This window comes from Pseudomonas sp. RGM2987, from assembly GCF_022952855.1.
In the GTDB taxonomy this organism is placed as follows: Bacteria; Pseudomonadota; Gammaproteobacteria; order Pseudomonadales; family Pseudomonadaceae; genus Aquipseudomonas.
The window spans coordinates 68,047-85,130 of the sequence record NZ_JALJDX010000213.1; the positions used below are offsets into that span (position 1 = coordinate 68,047).

9 protein-coding genes and 1 pseudogene are annotated in these 17,084 nt (G+C 62.3%); 9 read left to right on the forward strand and 1 reads right to left on the reverse strand.

Going from position 1 to position 17,084, the window contains the following annotated elements:
• From dgcA to RGM2987_RS20475, 8 genes and pseudogenes are all read left to right on the forward strand, one after another.
• Positions 1 to 2,061, forward strand: coding sequence for a dimethylglycine demethylation protein DgcA (gene dgcA, locus RGM2987_RS20440; protein ID WP_215006280.1), 2,061 nt, complete (start codon positions 1 to 3; stop codon positions 2,059 to 2,061).
• Between the two features lie 18 nt (positions 2,062 to 2,079).
• Positions 2,080 to 2,169: pseudogene (locus RGM2987_RS20445) on the forward strand (DUF4381 domain-containing protein); the annotation flags it as partial.
• A 55-nt stretch (positions 2,170 to 2,224) separates the two neighbouring features.
• On the forward strand, positions 2,225 to 4,174 hold the full coding sequence (gene dgcB / locus RGM2987_RS20450; RefSeq protein WP_245144637.1) for a dimethylglycine demethylation protein DgcB: 1,950 nt from the start codon (positions 2,225 to 2,227) through the stop codon (positions 4,172 to 4,174).
• The gene (locus RGM2987_RS20455; RefSeq protein WP_245144638.1) at positions 4,174 to 5,394 is read left to right on the forward strand and encodes an electron transfer flavoprotein subunit alpha/FixB family protein; all 1,221 of its coding nucleotides are present in this window, start codon (positions 4,174 to 4,176) and stop codon (positions 5,392 to 5,394) included. Before dgcB ends, RGM2987_RS20455 begins: the two co-directional genes overlap by 1 nt.
• 15 nt (positions 5,395 to 5,409) lie before the next feature.
• Positions 5,410 to 6,180, forward strand: coding sequence for an electron transfer flavoprotein subunit beta (locus RGM2987_RS20460; RefSeq protein ID WP_245144639.1), 771 nt, complete (start codon positions 5,410 to 5,412; stop codon positions 6,178 to 6,180).
• Between the two features lie 1,101 nt (positions 6,181 to 7,281).
• Positions 7,282 to 10,734 carry a GMC oxidoreductase gene (locus RGM2987_RS20465; RefSeq protein ID WP_245144640.1) on the forward strand — a complete coding sequence of 1,151 codons (3,453 nt, stop codon included), beginning with the start codon at positions 7,282 to 7,284 and terminating at the stop codon, positions 10,732 to 10,734.
• A 156-nt stretch (positions 10,735 to 10,890) separates the two neighbouring features.
• A complete protein-coding gene (locus RGM2987_RS20470) occupies positions 10,891 to 12,759 on the forward strand; it encodes a hypothetical protein (RefSeq protein WP_245144641.1) in 1,869 nt (622 codons plus the stop codon).
• 26 nt (positions 12,760 to 12,785) lie between these two features.
• The gene (locus RGM2987_RS20475) at positions 12,786 to 14,030 is read left to right on the forward strand and encodes a metallophosphoesterase (protein ID WP_245144642.1); all 1,245 of its coding nucleotides are present in this window, start codon (positions 12,786 to 12,788) and stop codon (positions 14,028 to 14,030) included.
• Between the two features lie 162 nt (positions 14,031 to 14,192).
• Here RGM2987_RS20475 and gbcA read toward each other — a convergent pair whose 3' ends face one another.
• The gene (gene gbcA, locus RGM2987_RS20480) at positions 14,193 to 15,488 is read right to left on the reverse strand and encodes a glycine-betaine demethylase subunit GbcA (RefSeq protein ID WP_245144643.1); all 1,296 of its coding nucleotides are present in this window, start codon (positions 15,486 to 15,488) and stop codon (positions 14,193 to 14,195) included.
• Between the two features lie 283 nt (positions 15,489 to 15,771).
• Here gbcA and gbcB point away from each other — a divergent pair, with 283 nt between their 5' ends.
• Positions 15,772 to 16,872: a glycine-betaine demethylase subunit GbcB gene (gene gbcB / locus RGM2987_RS20485; protein WP_245144644.1), complete on the forward strand. Its 1,101-nt coding sequence runs from the start codon at positions 15,772 to 15,774 to the stop codon at positions 16,870 to 16,872.
• Positions 16,873 to 17,084 lie beyond the last annotated feature (212 nt).

Consider the following 17,084-nt stretch of genomic DNA (forward strand, 5'->3'; position numbering starts at 1 on the left):
ATGGCTTTTGAAGCAATGTTCCAGCCGATCCAGATCGGCAAGCTGACCATCCGCAACCGCGTGCTCAGCACCGCCCACGCGGAGGTCTACGCGACCGACGGCGGCATGACCACTGACCGTTACGTGAAGTATTACGAAGAGAAAGCCAAGGGCGGCATCGGCCTGGCGATTTGCGGCGGCTCGTCCGTGGTTGCCATCGACAGCCCGCAGGAATGGTGGAGCTCGGTGAACCTGTCCACCGACCGCATCATCCCGCACTTCCAGAACCTGGCCGACGCCATGCACAAGCATGGCGCCAAGATCATGATCCAGATTACCCACATGGGTCGTCGCTCGCGCTGGGACGGTTTCAACTGGCCGACCCTGATGTCGCCGTCCGGTGTGCGTGAGCCGGTGCACCGTGCTACCTGCAAGACCATCGAGCCGGAAGAGATCTGGCGGGTGATCGGCAACTACGCCCAGGCGGCACGCCGGGCCAAGGCCGGTGGCCTGGACGGCGTCGAGCTATCCGCCGTGCACCAGCACATGATCGACCAGTTCTGGAGCCCGCGAGTCAACAAGCGCACCGATGAATGGGGTGGCAGCTTCGAAGGCCGCATGAAGTTCGGCCTGGAAGTGCTCAAGGCCGTGCGCGCCGAAGTGGGCGACGATTTCTGCGTGGGCATGCGCCTGTGCGGTGACGAGTTTCACCCGGACGGCCTGTCCCACGAGGACATGAAGCAGATCGCCAAGTATTACGACGACACCGGCATGCTGGATTTCATCGGCGTCGTGGGCTCGGGTTGCGACACCCACAACACCCTGGCCAACGTTATCCCGAACATGAGTTATCCACCGGAGCCGTTCCTGCACCTGGCCGCCGGTATCAAGGAAGTGGTCAAGGTCCCGGTGCTGCACGCGCAGAACATCAAGGACCCGAACCAGGCCACGCGGATCCTGGAGGGCGGTTACGTCGACATGGTCGGCATGACCCGCGCCCACATCGCCGACCCGCACCTGATCGCCAAGATCAAGATGGGCCAGATCGACCAAATCAAGCAGTGCGTCGGCGCCAACTACTGCATCGACCGCCAATATCAAGGCCTGGACGTGCTGTGCATCCAGAACGCCGCGACCTCCCGTGAGTACATGGGCGTGCCGCACATCATCGAGAAGTCCACCGGGCCGAAGCGCAAGGTGGTGGTGGTCGGTGCCGGCCCGGCGGGGATGGAAGCGGCGCGCGTCGCTGCCGAACGTGGGCACGACGTGACCCTGTTCGAGAAAAAAGAATTCATCGGCGGGCAGATCACCACCGCTTCGAAAGCCCCGCAACGGGACCAGATCGCCGGTATCACCCGCTGGTTCCAGCTGGAGCTGGCGCGCTTGAAGGTCGATCTGCGCCTGGGCGTGGCGGCGGATGCGGCGACGATCATGGACTTGCGTCCGGACGTGGTGGTGCTGGCCGTCGGCGGGCATCCGTACCTGGAGCAGAACGAACACTGGGGCGCCGCCGAAGGGTTGGTGGTCAGCAGTTGGGACGTGCTCGACGGCAAGGTTGCGCCTGGCAAGAACGTGCTGGTCTACGACACCATCTGCGAGTTCACCGGCATGTCGGTGGCCGACTTCCTGGCCGACAAGGGCAGCCAGGTCGAGATCGTCACCGACGACATCAAGCCGGGCGTTGCGATTGGCGGCACCTCGTTCCCGACCTACTACCGCAGCATGTACCCCAAGGAAGTGATCATGACCGGGGACATGATGCTGGAGAAGGTCTATCGCGAAGGCGACAAGCTGGTGGCGGTGCTGGAGAACGAATACACCGGGGCCAAGGAAGAGCGCGTGGTGGACCAGGTGGTGGTGGAGAACGGCGTGCGGCCGGACGAGGAAATCTACTACGCGCTGAAGGAAGGGTCGCGCAACAAGGGCCAGATCGACGTCGAAGCCCTGTTCGCGATCAAGCCCCAGCCGTGCCTGGAGCAGAGCGGCGATGGCTACCTGCTGTTCCGCATCGGCGACTGCGTGGCGCAGCGTAATACCCACGCAGCCATCTATGACGCCCTGCGGTTGTGCAAGGATTTCTAACGGCTTGCACATAGCCCTGTGGGAGCGGGCTTGCTCGCGAAAGCGGTGGATCAGTCGACATCCATGTTGAATGTGAGTCCGCCTTCGCGAGCAAGCCCGCTCCCACAGGAACCGGGTAAGGCATCTCGACCTGCAAAACCCTGCGTCTTTGGGAGCAACACCTATGTTGAACACCCTTCTTCCCATCCTGCTGTTCGCAGCCCTGGGCCTCGCGGTCCTTGGCGCCTTGCGGCGGGTGAACATGTGGCGCCGGGGACGACCGGCCAAGGTTGACCTGGTCGGCGGCCTTTTCGCCATGCCCAAGCGCTACATGGTGGACTTGCACCATGTGGTGGCGCGGGACAAATACATTGCCAACACCCACGTGGCCACGGCCGGTGGTGCGGTGGCGTCGGTGGTGTTGGCGATCCTGGTGCACGGTTTCGGCCTGCATAACCGCTTCCTCGGCTACGCGCTGCTATTGATGTCCGCGGTGATGTTCGTCGGTGCGATCTTCGTGTACCTGCGTCGGCGTAATCCGCCGTCGCGCCTGTCGAAAGGCCCGTGGATGCGCCTGCCGAAAAGTCTGCTGGCGTTCTCAGCGTCGTTCTTCCTGGTGACCCTGCCGGTGGCCGGTATCCTGCCGGAGAACTTCGGCGGCTGGCTGCTGGCGGCGATCCTGGGGATTGGCGTGCTGTGGGGCGTTTCGGAGTTGTTCTTCGGCATGACCTGGGGCGGGCCGATGAAGCACGCCTTCGCCGGCGCCTTGCACCTGGCCTGGCACCGTCGTGCCGAGCGCTTCGGCGGTGGCCGTTCCACCGGTCTCAAGCCGCTGGACCTGAACGACCCCGCCGCGCCGTTGGGTGTGGAGAAACCCAAGGATTTCACCTGGAACCAACTGCTCGGCTTCGACGCCTGCGTGCAGTGCGGTAAATGCGAAGCCGCGTGCCCGGCCTTTGCCGCCGGCCAGCCGCTGAATCCGAAAAAACTCATTCAGGATATGGTCGTCGGCCTCGCCGGCGGCACCGATGCCAAGTTCGCCGGCAGCCCGTACCCTGGCAAACCGATCGGCGAACACGGCGGCAATCCGCATCAGCCGATCGTCAACGGCCTGGTGGACGCCGAGACGCTGTGGTCCTGCACCACGTGCCGGGCCTGCGTCGAGGAATGCCCGATGATGATCGAGCACGTCGATGCCATCGTCGACATGCGTCGGCACCTGACCCTGGAAAAGGGCGCCACGCCGAACAAAGGCGCCGAAGTCCTGGAGAACCTCATCGCCACCGATAACCCGGGCGGCTTCGCTCCGGGTGGGCGGATGAACTGGGCGGCGGACCTGAACCTGAACCTGCTCAGCGAGAAGAAATCCACCGACGTGCTGTTCTGGGTCGGCGACGGCGCCTTCGACATGCGCAACCAACGCACCCTGCGGGCCTTCGTCAAGGTGCTCAAAGCGGCGAACATCGACTTTGCCGTGCTTGGCCTGGAAGAGCGCGACAGCGGCGACGTGGCCCGACGCCTGGGCGACGAAGCGACGTTCCAGTTGCTGGCCAAGCGCAACATCCAGACCCTGGCCAAATACAGCTTCAACCGCATCGTCACCTGCGACCCTCACAGCTTCCATGTGTTGAAGAACGAATACGGCGCCTTCGATGGCAACTACCTGGTGCAGCACCACAGCACCTACCTGGCGGAAATCATCGATGGCGGTGCCCTGAGTCTCGGGCAGCACAAGGGTGACAGCGTGACTTATCACGATCCGTGCTACCTGGGCCGCTACAACGGCGAATACGAGGCGCCACGCCAAGTGCTTCGCGCACTGGGCATCGAGGTCAAGGAAATGCAGCGTTCCGGTTTCCGCTCCCGTTGCTGTGGTGGCGGTGGCGGTGCGCCGATCACCGACATCCCGGGCAAGCAGCGGATCCCTGACATGCGCATGGAAGACATCCGCGAAACCGGCGCCGAACTGGTGGCCGTGGGTTGTCCACAGTGCACGGCGATGCTCGAAGGCGTGGTCGAACCTCGCCCGATGATCAAAGACATCGCCGAGCTGGTGGCCGACGCATTGCTCGAAGACGCGGCGCCGAGCAAACCGGTGGCCTCGATCAAACGTGAACCTGCGGAGGTGCATTAATGAGTGACATCATCCGCCGCGACCCTCGCGCCGAGTGGATCGCCCGCAACCGCCTGCACCCGCTGCACGCGGCCATGCAACCGGTGCAGCACAGCTGGATGGGGCCTAACGGCGTCCTGCGCAAGAACGTCCATGGCGTCGGTTTCATCGGCCCCAATGGGATCAAGCGTATCGACCGCAGTGGTGCCCAGCAGGGCGGCACGAGCAAACGCAGCGCCACCACCGAAGTGCAACTGCCGTTGCATCAGGTGCCGCAGCCGGCCTTCTATATCAGCGTCGTGCCCGACATGGTCGGTGGCCGCCTCAGCAGCCACGACCGCGATCTGCTGGGCCTGGCCCATCAGTTGGCCGGTTCCGACGGTGCGGTATTGGCAGTGGTCTTCGGTGAGCATAAAGAAAACGCCTTTGCCACGGCCGGTGTCGATCGCTTGCTGGTGCTCGACGGAGACGAATTCAGCGGTTATGCACCGGAACAACGGGTCCAGGGCCTGCGGGCTGTGGATAACCAGTTCAACCCGCGCCACTGGCTGCTGCCCGACAGTCGCAGCGGTGGCGGCGAGCTGGGCCGGCGCTTCGCCGCGGCCCTGGGCGAACGACCGGCCACGCGGGTCTGGCAGGTCAAGGGCGAGGAGTGCATCGGCCGTGCCGGTGCCGGCCTTCAGGACCTGGCCCGGCCGTTGGCGCGGTTGATTCTGGCTGCGGCTGAATGCGCCGAGCCGGTCAGTGAAACCCGTCATGAAGCCTTGCCGGTGGAGTTATCCACAAGCGTGGCGCGCAGCCTGTCGCGCATTGAGGATCTTGGCGCGGTGGCGGTGGATCCGGGCGCGATTCCGATGGCCGAGGCCGAGTTTATTTTCTCCGGCGGCAACGGCGTCAAGGACTGGACACTGTTCCACCAGACTGCCGCCGCCCTGGGCGCGACCGAAGGTGCTTCGCGGGTGGCGGTGGACGATGGCTTCATGGCCCGCGACCGCCAGGTCGGCGCCAGCGGCACCTGGGTCACGGCGCGGGTCTACGTGGCCGTGGGCATTTCCGGGGCGATCCAGCACCTGCAAGGCATCGGTGCCTGCGACAAGGTGGTGGCGATCAACCTCGATCCGGGCTGCGACATGATCAAACGGGCGGACTTGTCGGTGATCGGTGACAGCACGGCGATTTTCAAGGCGCTGATTGCCGCGGTCGAGGCTTACCGCAACGAAGCCAAACGCGATGCGGCTTAAGCTAAGGATTCAACCATGACGACTCAAGTGATCAGCCTGGTGTCCATCGGCGCCCACCCGACCTCCGGTCGCCCGCGGCGCGCCGAGCAGGACGCCCGCGCCGTGGAACTGGGCCTGCAACTGGCTGGCAACGACTTGCAAGTGCTGCATGCCGGCGATGTGGCCGAACCGGCCCTGCGGGCTTACCTGGGCATGGGCCTGGACGAACTCCACGTGCTGGAAAACCCCATCGGCGCCGATGCATTGCCGGCCTTGACCGCTTACCTGCGTGACGCCGGGCCCCAGGTCGTACTGACCGGCAGCCAGGCGGAAACCGGCGAGGGCTCGGGCATGCTGCCGTTCCTGCTGGCGGAAAACCTCGGCTGGCCGCTGGTGGTGGGGCTGGCCCAGGTCGAATCCATCGACAACGGCACGGCACTGGTGCTGCAAGCCTTGCCCCGTGGGCAGCGTCGCCGACTGAAAGTGCGCCTGCCGTTCCTAGCGACTGTGGATAACGCCGCGCCCAAGCCCCGGCAAAGCGCCTACGGCCCGGCGCGCCGTGGCGCCCTGCATGCCGAGGAAGTCGAGGTGATCGACGACACGCTGCTCGCCGTCGCGACGCTGCAACCGGCCAAGCCACGGCCCAAACGCCTCAAGGTCATCAAGGCCAAGAGCGGCGCCGACCGCATGAAAGCCGCCACGGCCAAGGCCAGCGGCGGAGGCGGGCAAGTGCTCAAGGGGGTGACCCCGGAGGCGGGGGCCGAGGCGATTCTCAAGCTGCTGATTGAAGAGGGCGTGGTTCGCTGACTTCGCGACCACCAAAAGCCCCCTGTGGGAGCGGGCTTGCTCTCGAAGGCGTCGTGTCAGTCATGAAGATGTTATCTGACACTGCGCTTTCGCGAGCAAGCCCGCTCCCACATTTGGTCGTGTTTACCCACAATCCCTGTGCGCGCCTCTGTGGATAACCTGTTCGCCTCTCGCCCTGACCCACGTCAATCAAGCCCTGCGGGCCTGCGATCAAAAACTAACCAGCCTAACCTACGGTTTTTGCTGGCTTTTCCTGGTAGATAGCGAGCTGAAGTCACGCACAATTGCCCCCAATCTCTGTTGGCGCTTCTGTGGATAAGATGTTCGCTATCGTCTACAAGCCATACGGTACGTAGCTTCCAGGCATTTGATCATTAAATGATCAAATGCCTGGGGTGCGCCGGGATTTTTCCCAAAAAGCCGCGGGTTACACGGTGTAGAGGCGTTTTTCCACAGAACCGTCAAAATTACCCCCAAACGCTGTTGGCGTTTCTGTGGATAAGGTGTTCGCTCACCTCCGCAGGCCTTGTGTGGCAAGGCTTTTAAAGATTTGGTTAAAAAATAACCTGCGCCTTCTGGAAATCATCGTTACGCATAAGTCACGGTTTTTCTTCACTTTAACCAAAGAAAAAATCCTGTCCCGGACGACTTGTCCCCATTTGCTGTGGGCGGTGCTGTGGATAACTTGTATTCAAACCTCTCCAGGCCACGGCGGGCATAGTCTCAATCGCAATAGATCAAATTTCGTACAGTTCTAAGGAACTCCCTTGACTAGGGCTTGTCGCGTGTCTTCACTCAGCGCACAAGGACTCCGTTTTTATCCACATCAGGTTCAGGGAGAACGCATGATGGATAGCCAGCCCTACCGCACTTACCCGCTTGGCCCTGTCACCTCCACCCCGCCACACCCCACCTCGTTGCCCCTGCGTGCTCATTGGCGTGCCGCCACTCCGCGTGCACGGCTATAGCATTTTTGATCTGAATCTTCCCGCAGCACCGCTGACTGCCGCTCGAACCCGTACGGGAGAGTGGCCAGGCGTTCGCGCGCCTGAATTGCAGGCAACCGCAGAGTTGCCCCATCTGCCTTGAGAGGACTTGAACATGACACGGATCTCAACCCCCATCAGCCAGATCCAGGAACACTACGACGTGATCGTCATTGGTTCCGGCTACGGCGGCGGCATTGCCGCATCGCGCCTGTCCCGGGCCGGGCGCAAGGTGTGCCTGCTGGAGCGTGGTCGGGAGATGCAGCCCGGCGAGTACCCCAACACCATGCTGGCGGCCACCGAGGACTTGCAGGTGCATGACCCGGACGGCCACATCGGTTCGCGCACCGGGTTGTTCGACTTGCACGTCAATGCCCAGCAGAACGTGGTGGTCGGTTGTGGCCTGGGCGGCACTTCGCTGATCAACGCCAACGTTTCGCTGGAACCTGAGCCCGGCGTGTTCGAGGATCCGCGCTGGCCGCAGGCGGTGCGTGAACATCGCGACACGTTGCTCAAGGACGGTTATGCGCGGGCGCGGGAGATGCTCAAGCCCAATCCATATCCGGCCTCGGAGCCGAACCTGCCCAAGCTTGACGCCCACAAGAAGTCGGCTGACTACCTCAAGCAAGGCGCGCATTTCTACACGCCACCGATCAACGTGACCTTCGACAAACTGCCCAACAACCTCAACCACGTCGGCGTCGAGCAACTGCCGTGCAATGGCTGTGGCGATTGCGTCTCGGGCTGTAACAACAAGGCCAAGAACACCACGTTGATGAACTACCTGCCGGATGCCTGGAACCACGGCGCGGAGATTTTCTGCCAGGCCGAGGTGCGCCACCTGGAGCGCGACGGCAACGGCTGGATCGTGCATTTCCAATACCTGGACAGCGGTCGTGAATTGTTCTCGGCGCCGACCCTGTTCGTGCGTGCCGACATCGTGGTGGTGTCCGCCGGCACCCTGGGCTCGACTGAAATCATGCTGCGTTCGCGGGACAAAGGCCTGTCGATGTCCAGTCAACTGGGCGAGAACATGAGCGGTAATGGCGACATCCTCGGATTCGGTCACAACTGCGACCAGACCATCAACGGCATCGGCTTCGGTGCCCATTCGGCCAAGGAACTGGAACCGGTGGGGCCGTGCATCACCTCGATCATCGACATGCGCACCGAGGGCGACTGGCGCAGCCGCATGGTCATCGAGGAAGGGTCGATCCCCGGCGCTCTCGGCCGGCCGATGGTGCCGAGCATGGCGGCGTTCGCCGGAATGATCGGCGTGCCCACCGACACCGGCTTCGGCGCCAGCCTCAAATACAAGGGCCGCGAAGCCGAAAGCTTTGTGCGCGGCCCGTATTACGGCGCCCTGCACAACATGCAGACCTACCTGATCATGAGTCACGACGACGGCAAGGGGCGGATGGTGCTCGACAGCAAGGACCAGCTGCGCATCGATTGGCCTGGCGTCGGCGAGCAGGAAAACGTGACCCTCGGCAATGAGCGTTTACACCAGAGCACCAAGGCCTTGGGCGGGATCTGGGTCGAGAACCCGATCTGGACCAAGCTGCTCAAGCACAGCATCGTTTCGGTCCATCCGCTGGGCGGCTGCGTGATGGGCGAGGACGCGACCCAAGGCGTGGTCAACCACAAGGGCCAGGTGTTCAGCGGCACCAGCGGCACGGATGTCTACCCGGGCCTGTACGTGACCGACGGCGCGGTGATCCCCACGTCGCTGGCGGTCAATCCGCTGCTGACCATCTCGGCGGTGAGCGAGCGCAACATGGGCCTGCTGGCGGCAGACCATGGCTGGATCATCGACTACACGCTGCCTTCGGCCCCGCGTAAGCCGGTGGCGCCTCCAACCCTTGGCGTGCAGTTCACCGAAACCATGAAGGGCTACTTTTCCAGCGCCTTCACCCAACCCCAGGGCACCGATCTGTCGCTTTACGAAGCGGCGGCCAAGCGCGGCAAAAACGAAAACTCGCCCATCGAGTTCACGCTGACCATCACCGCCGACGACCTCAATCGACTGATCAAGGAGCCGGCGCACGCCGCGACCATTGTCGGCACCCTGGATGCGCCATTGCTCTCGCCCCAGCCGCTGGTCGCCAGCAACGGGGTGTTCAACCTGTTCGAGCAATACCAGGAACAGGTCGGTGTGCGGCACATGAACTACGACATGAAACTGACCGCCGAGGACGGCACCGACTATTACTTCAGCGCCTTCAAGACCGTGCCCGAGGACAACGGCGTGCTGAACATCTGGCATGACACCAGCACCCTCTATGTCACGCTCTATCGCGGGCCGGACAAGACCGGCGCGGTGCTTGGCTCGGGGGTGATGCACATCCTGCCGGCCGATTTCGCCAAACAGATGACCACCATGAAAGTGCTCAATGCGCGCAACGAGCGCGAACGACTGGAGGCGCTGGCGCGGTTCGGCAAGTTCTTCGCCGGGATCCTGTGGGAGAGCTATGGCGGGGTGTTTGCCGGCGATATCTATTTCAACCCGGACGCGCCACCGAGGATCAAGCGGCCGCTGGATGCCCCGGCGCCGACCGTGCATTTCTTCCAGACCGAGGACAACGTCGAGCTGCGCCTGACCCGCTATCAAGCGGGCACCAAGGGCCCGGTGATGCTGGTCCATGGACTGGGCGTGGGTTCGAATATTTTCTCCACCGACACCATCCACACCAATCTGCTGGAGTACCTGTGCAAGCACCAATATGACGTCTGGCTGCTGGATTTGCGGGTGAGCATCCTGCTGCCGGTGAGCAAGCAGGAATGGAACGGCGACCAGGTGGCCGAGTACGATTTCAAGGCCGCCATCGAGCAGATCCAGCAGGCGACCCTGGCTCGCGACGTACAGTGCGTGGTGCATTGCTATGGCGCGACGACGTTCTTCATGTCGATGCTGGCCGGGCTGCAAGGGGTGCGCTCGGTGGTCTGCTCGCAGATTGCCGCCGATACGGTGGTTGCCACTGCCACCGGTTTGAAAGCCGGCCTGCACCTGCCGGGGATGCTCGATGCCATCGGCATCAAGTCCCTGACCGCCTACGCCGACACCAAGGAAAACTGGTTCAACAAGCTCTACGACAAAGCGCTGAACGGCTACGCCCGGATCGAGGCCCAAGGCTATTGCACCAACCCGGTCTGCCACCGCATCACCTTCATGTATGCGTCGCTGTACCGTCACGACACCCTCAACGAAACCCTGCACGACAACCTGCATGAATTGTTCGGCGAATCGAACATGCACACCTTCGAGCACCTGGCGCTGATCGTGCGCAAGGGACACCTGGTGGACTTCAAGGGCAACGACGTCTACATGCCGCATTTCGACCGGCTGAAATTGCCGATCTGCTTCATCAGCGGCGCCGACAACCAATGCTACCTGCCGCAAAGCACGCTCAAGACCTACGAGCGGCTATGCGACCTGCACGGCCCGCAACTGTTCAGCCGCCACGAGGTGCCGGGCTACGGCCATATCGACTGCATCTTCGGCAAGGATGCGGTGGTGGATGTGTATCCGATCATCCTTGGACACCTGGAGAAGACTGCGCTGGGTTGAAGCCGCGATGAACCCGTGGCGAGGGAGCTTGCTCCCGCTCGGCTGCGAAGCAGTCGTCGCTTTTTGAGGTATGAGGGCCGCTACGCGGCCCAGCGGGAGCAAGCTCCCTCGCCACAAAGGCGTTGTTCTGAGCCAAGAAAAAGGAAAAGGATGCCCATGAACACTTACATCCGCTGGTTCCAACGCATCATCTGGGTCGGGATTGTCATGAACATGTTCTTCGCGATCCCGGCGCTGTTCGCGCCGGCATTGCTGACGTCCATGCTCGGCCTGCCGCCCGTGCTGTCCGATCCCTGGCTGGAGAACACCGGCATGCTGCTGGTGGGCATCAGCCTGTTCTACATGCCCTCCGGGTTCAACGCGCCGCGCTTCGTCGTGAACTCGTGGCTATGCGTACTTTCGCGGCTGGTGGCGGTGGTGTTCTGGATCTACCTGATCAACACCAATAACCAGGGTCAGTTGTTCGAACCAATGCTGCTGGGCGACTTGAGCATGTTCCTGATCCTGGGCGTGCTGCTGTACCTGGGCAGCCCGGCGCAGAATCGTCCGCTGGCCTTGCTCTGCGCCGGTTGGCGGGAGTGGCGCGCCGGTTGGGCGCGGCACTGGCAAAGCCACAGCTTCCGGATCGGCACCCTGGTGGTCGTGCTGGTGCTGGGTTTCATCGGCTACCAGACCTGGTACCAGATGATTCGAGAGGTGCCGCAGCCGGACTTCGCCTCCGATGAAGACCACTACAAATACGCCGCCATCGGCCTGGGTATCGAGGCGCGGATTCCGTACTACCTGTTCGCCGTGCTGCCACAGATGTGCCCGGAGAAACTGCCCAAGCCCGGCGGCTACGAGGTGTTCGGCTTCCTCTATGAGAACGGCAACGACCTGCCCATCGGCATGGCGAAGCGGCAACTCGGCTATCCCACCGTGGAGCCGAACTGCGCGCTGTGCCACACCGGGTCCTACCGGGCCAACGCCACGGACGTCGCGGTTCCGGTCGCCACCGCCCCGGCCAATACCTTGCAACTGCAAGCCTTCCAATGGTTCGCCTACGATTGCGCGAGCGACCCGAAATTCACCCCCGAGGCGGTGATGACGGCGATCAATGCCAAGTTCGAGCTGGGCTTTATCGAGAAGCTCTACAACCGTTACCTGATCATCCCGATGGCCAAGAGCGCGCTGCTCAAGCAGAAGCAGGCCTACGCCTGGCAGCGATTGCGTCCGGCCCAGGGCCCGGGGCGAACCGACACCTTCAACCCGACCAAAATGGTGGTGTTCGGCTTCCCGGATGACTCGACCATCGGCACCGTGGACCTGCCCCAGGTCTGGAACCAGAAACCCCGGGAGTCGATGTACCTGCACTGGGACGGCAATAACAACAAGATCCACGAGCGCAACTATGCGGCGGCGATGGCCGTGGGCGCGACGCCGGAATCGGTGCTGCCACCGAGTTTCAACCGGGTCACCAATTGGCTGTTGGGCCACAAGGCGCCGGCCTGGCCGTTCGCCCTGGATCAGGCGAAAGTCGCCCAGGGCAAACCGATCTGGGACAAGAACTGCGCCGGTTGCCATGACTTCGGTCGCAGCGACACCGGCCAGGTCACCACCAACATCGACCAGTTGGGCACCGATCCCCATCGGCTGAACTCCTTCACCACAGGGCTGGTGGCGGCCTTCCATGACTTCAAGAAACCGCCGTTCGACTTCGAGGCCTATCGCAAGACCCAGAGCTACAGCAACACACCCACCGACGGTATCTGGCTACGTGCGCCGTACCTGCACAACGGCTCGGTGCCGACCTTGTGGGATCTGCTGCAAGCGCCGGAGAAACGGCCGCAGGTGTTCTACACCGGTTCCGACCTCTACGACCAGGAGAAGGTCGGCTTCGTCACCAGCGGCGCGCAGATGAAAAAGTCGGCGGACTTCAAGTACGACACCCGCCTGGAGGGCAACCACAACGGCGGCCACCTGTATGGCACGCAACTGTCGGACCTCGATAAGCGGGCCCTGATTGAATTCATGAAAACCCTGTAGCCAGGGCATAACGAAGGAGCATTTCCATGTCATTACTGCACCATCTGGAACATGAGTTCGACAAGGTCAAGGTCCGCCTGCACGGGTTGGTCACGCGGCTGGAAATGTCCTGGAAGAAACTCGTCAACGACCTGGAACCCGAGGAGTTCCAGGCCATCGTCAAGCTGCTGGAGCGGGGGCACGACCAGGCCCGGCACGTCATCGAGCATGGCGACCTGCCGGACGACGAGCCGGCGGTGCCGTGGGAGTTGTCTCATGGCCTGTCGATCCTGAAGATCGGTAACGCCACGCCGCTGCCGCAAACCGAGGACGAATTGCCAACCCGGGTGCTCAAGGACGGTACCTTGCTCGGTTGTCGCAAATGGGAGTTGCTGGATCTGTTGTGGAGCGAGGCACTGCTCAAGTGGATCGAGAATCTGCGGCACCATGCGCCGTTCGCGACTAATCCGGCACTGGTCAGGATGGACAGCGATGTAGTGCTGGCGATTGCCGGTGACTGGGGTACCGGGCCGTTCGACAGCCACGCCCCGGCGGTCGCGGTCGCCAACCAGATGCAATTGGCCCAGGCTGACTTCACCATTCACTTGGGGGATGTCTACTACGCCGGGACCCATTCCCAGGAAGACGTCGACATGGTCGGCTGGCCGCAGGGCAAGCACGGTTCGTTCACCCTTAACTCCAACCATGAGATGTACAGCGGCGCCCACGGCTATTTCAAGGAACTGGCCAAGCGCTTCCCAGTGCAGCAGGGCACCAGCTACTTTGCCTTGTACAACGACGACTGGCTGGTGGTGGGCCTGGACAGTGCCTACGCCTCCGATGCCATGAACCTGTACATGGATGGCACCCTCAACGCGCAACAGATCGACTGGATGAGAAACCTGCCCAAGCGCAAGAAACTGATGGTGCTCAGTCATCACCAGGGCTTCGATATCTCCGGGCACAACAAGACGGCGTTGTATCAGCCGGTGTGTGATGCCTTGGGGCGTGAGCCGGATTACTGGTACTGGGGGCATTTGCACAACGGCATCTGCTATGCGCCTCAAGGCGGATTGCATGCGCGCTGCGCCGGGCATGGGGCGATTCCCTACGGCACCACCAGCGAACTGAATGGCCATGCCCGAGTGCTGTGGTCGGAAACGGAACTGGCGGGGGACGAGGTGTATCCGGAGCGGGTGTTGAACGGGTATGTGAAGGTGCGGCTGGTGGGGGAGGATATTGAAGAGACGTTCTATGGGGAGGATGGGTCGGTGCGGTGGTCTTCGAAGTGATCGGTGCTACTTAAGCCGCCTTCGCGAGCAAGCCCGCTCCCACACCGAATTTCCATTGCACCGGAGATCCCCGTGGGAGCGAGCAAGCTCGGCTCCCTCACTGGATCTTCATTACACCAGGGATGCCCTGTGGGAGCGGGCTTGCTCGCGAAGCTTTTGCTCTTAGCCCTGGACCGGCACGCCCTTGAGGTACGGCGCAGGCTCGGCCCCCAGGTTATTGAGCATGCGCTCGCTGTACCAATCCACGAAGTTCACCACGCCGAACTCATAGGTCTTGGAGTACGGGCCCGGCTGGTAGGCGGTGGAGTTGATGCCGCGCTGGTTTTCTTCGGCCAGGCGACGGTCCTGGTCGTTGGTGGCGTCCCAGACCTGGCGCATGCGCGCTACGTCGTAGTCCACGCCTTCGACGGCGTCCTTGTGCACCAGCCACTTGGTGGTGACCATGGTTTCCTGGGCGCTGATCGGCCACACGGTGAACACGATGATGTGGTCGCCCATGCAGTGGTTCCACGAATGCGGCAGGTGCAGGATACGCATCGAGCCCAGGTCAGGGTTCTTGATGCGGCCCATCAGTTTGGCGCAGCCCTGCTTGCCGTCCATGGTCATCGACACGGTGCCCTTGAGCAGTGGCATGCGCACGATGCGGTTACGCAGGCCGAAGCTCTTATGAGCGTAAGGGATTTTCTCGGCTTCCCAGGCAGCGGCGGAGTCGGCCACGTGGTCCTTGAAGGCCTGGTCGGCGCGCGGGTCGGTGACGTCGTCCCATTCCAGCAGGGTCTTGAGCAATTCCGGGTGCGAGCCGCCGCAGTGGTAGCACTCACGGTTGTTTTCCAGCACCAGCTTCCAGTTGGCTTTTTCCATCAAGGTGGTTTGCACCGCCACCTTGGTGTTTTCCATGTCGTACGGTTCCATGTAGTGGTTCAGTGTGGACAGGAAATCGTCGATGGCCGGTGGGTTTTCCGCCAGGCTGATGAAGATGTAGCCACCGGAGGTCTTCACGTTCACAGGCTTGAGGCCGTACTGCTTCATGTCGAAATCGGCGCCCATTTCGGTGCCGGCGAACAGCAGGCGGCCGTCCAGCTCGTAAGTCCACTGGTGGTAATGGCAGACCAGTTTGGCGACCTTGCCCTTTTCGCTGGTGCACAAGCGCGAACCGCGATGGCGGCAGACGTTGTGGAAGGCATGCACAACGCCATCGGCGCCGCGGATCACGATGATCGGGTTCTTGCCCACTTGCAGGGTCAGGTAGTTGCCCTTGGCCGGGATCTCGCAGGTCATGCCGGCGATCAACCATTCCTTCTGGAAGATCTCCTGCATGTCGATGTCGAACAGGCGCTCGTCGCTGTAGAACGGCTGCGGCAGCGAGAACGTGCGCTCGCGTTCCTGTAGCATCTGCGCGGTGGCCTTGCGTGCGGGTTCCAGCGGATCGCCCAGGCTCAGGGTGGTGGTCACGTCCATCGTTTTATCCTCAAGGCCATCTGTGTGGCCGGCGAAAAATGACTAATCGGTTGTGCTACGCAAGGCAGAAAACGTTGTTTGTCTGTTGGAGCGAGTGTGGGGCCGCGCAGGGCCGGAACCTTATCCATGGGCGACATGGCCCAATCTGTTCCCGACGCGCAAGCCCCGGTGGTTGGGGGCTGGTCGCGATAAGTATGTGAATGTCGCGAATAGGTAAACGACACGTCCGACGCCTGCGCACAATCGCCATCATGAAGGCCGACAGTCGGCCGTGGAGAACAGCATGTCCAATAATTTCCTGAACCCGGTCACCACCCAGACCTGGGCCAATGGCCGACATATCGTGCGTTGCGTCAAAGTCATCCAGGAAACCTGGGATGTGCGCACCTTCTGTTTCATGGCCGACCAGCCGATCATGTTCTTCTTCAAGCCGGGGCAGTTCGTGACCCTGGAGCTGGAGATCGAAGGCCAGCAGGTCATGCGTTCCTACACCATCTCCAGCTCGCCGTCGGTGCCCTACAGCTTTTCGGTGACCATCAAGCGCGTGCCGGGGGGCCGGGTTTCCAACTGGCTGCACGACACCCTGCATGAAGGCCAGGAGCTGGCGGTGCATGGCCCGGTGGGGCTGTTCAATGCCATCGACTTCTCCGCCCCGAAAGTCCTCTACCTCAGCGGTGGCGTCGGCATCACGCCAGTCATGTCCATGGCGCGCTGGTACTACGACACCAACGGCAACGTCGACATGGTGTTCATCCACAGTGCCCGTTCGCCCAAGGACATCATCTATCACCGCGAGCTGGAACACATGGCGTCGCGGATCGACAACTTCAGCCTGCACCTGATCTGCGAAAAACACGGCCTGGGCGAACCCTGGGCCGGCTATCGCGGCTACCTGAACCACAAGATGCTGGAGCTGATGGCGCCGGACTTCCTCGAGCGCGAAGTGTTCTGCTGCGGCCCGACGCCGTACATGAACGCGGTCAAGCGCCTGCTGGAAAACGCCGGTTTCGACATGAAGCGCTACCACGAGGAATCGTTCGGGGCTACGCCACCGGAAGCCCGTGCCGACGCAGTGGAACAGGCCGAACAGGCTGCGGACGCCCCGGAAGTCGATGCAGCAGATTTGCACCTGGTGGAGTTCACCTCCTCGGGCAAGAGCATTCGCGTGGCACCGGGCGAAACCGTCCACGCCGCGGCTGCCAAGCTCGGCATGATGATCCCCAAGGCCTGCGGCATGGGCATCTGCGGGACCTGCAAGGTGTTGAAGCTGGGCGGGGAAGTGGAGATGGACCACAACGGCGGGATCACCGAGGACGACGAGGCTGAAGGCTACATCCTGTCGTGCTGCAGTGTGCCGAAAGGGGATGTGCGGATCGAGTTCTGAACCGTTCTCTCTGGCGGGTGATGAGCTCTTGTGGCGAGGGGATTTATCCCCGTTGGGCTGCGAAGCAGCCCTAAAACCCACAACCGAGTTGTATCAGGCTGACCGAGTTGGCTGTTTGGGGGCCGCTTCGCAGCCCAGCGGGGATAAATCCCCTCGCCACAGGTTAATCATGTCCCCGGGCCAGACAGTGGTCCGGCCCGGCCTTGAGTGAA

Coding starts and splice junctions, on each gene's coding strand:
- dgcA (WP_215006280.1), top strand. CDS start 1: ATGGCTTTTGAAGCAATGTTCCAGCCGATCCAGATCGGCAAGCTGACC.
- dgcB (WP_245144637.1), top strand. CDS start 2,225: ATGTTGAACACCCTTCTTCCCATCCTGCTGTTCGCAGCCCTGGGCCTC.
- RGM2987_RS20455 (WP_245144638.1), top strand. CDS start 4,174: ATGAGTGACATCATCCGCCGCGACCCTCGCGCCGAGTGGATCGCCCGC.
- RGM2987_RS20460 (WP_245144639.1), top strand. CDS start 5,410: ATGACGACTCAAGTGATCAGCCTGGTGTCCATCGGCGCCCACCCGACC.
- RGM2987_RS20465 (WP_245144640.1), top strand. CDS start 7,282: ATGACACGGATCTCAACCCCCATCAGCCAGATCCAGGAACACTACGAC.
- RGM2987_RS20470 (WP_245144641.1), top strand. CDS start 10,891: ATGAACACTTACATCCGCTGGTTCCAACGCATCATCTGGGTCGGGATT.
- RGM2987_RS20475 (WP_245144642.1), top strand. CDS start 12,786: ATGTCATTACTGCACCATCTGGAACATGAGTTCGACAAGGTCAAGGTC.
- gbcA (WP_245144643.1), bottom strand. CDS start 15,488: ATGGACGTGACCACCACCCTGAGCCTGGGCGATCCGCTGGAACCCGCA.
- gbcB (WP_245144644.1), top strand. CDS start 15,772: ATGTCCAATAATTTCCTGAACCCGGTCACCACCCAGACCTGGGCCAAT.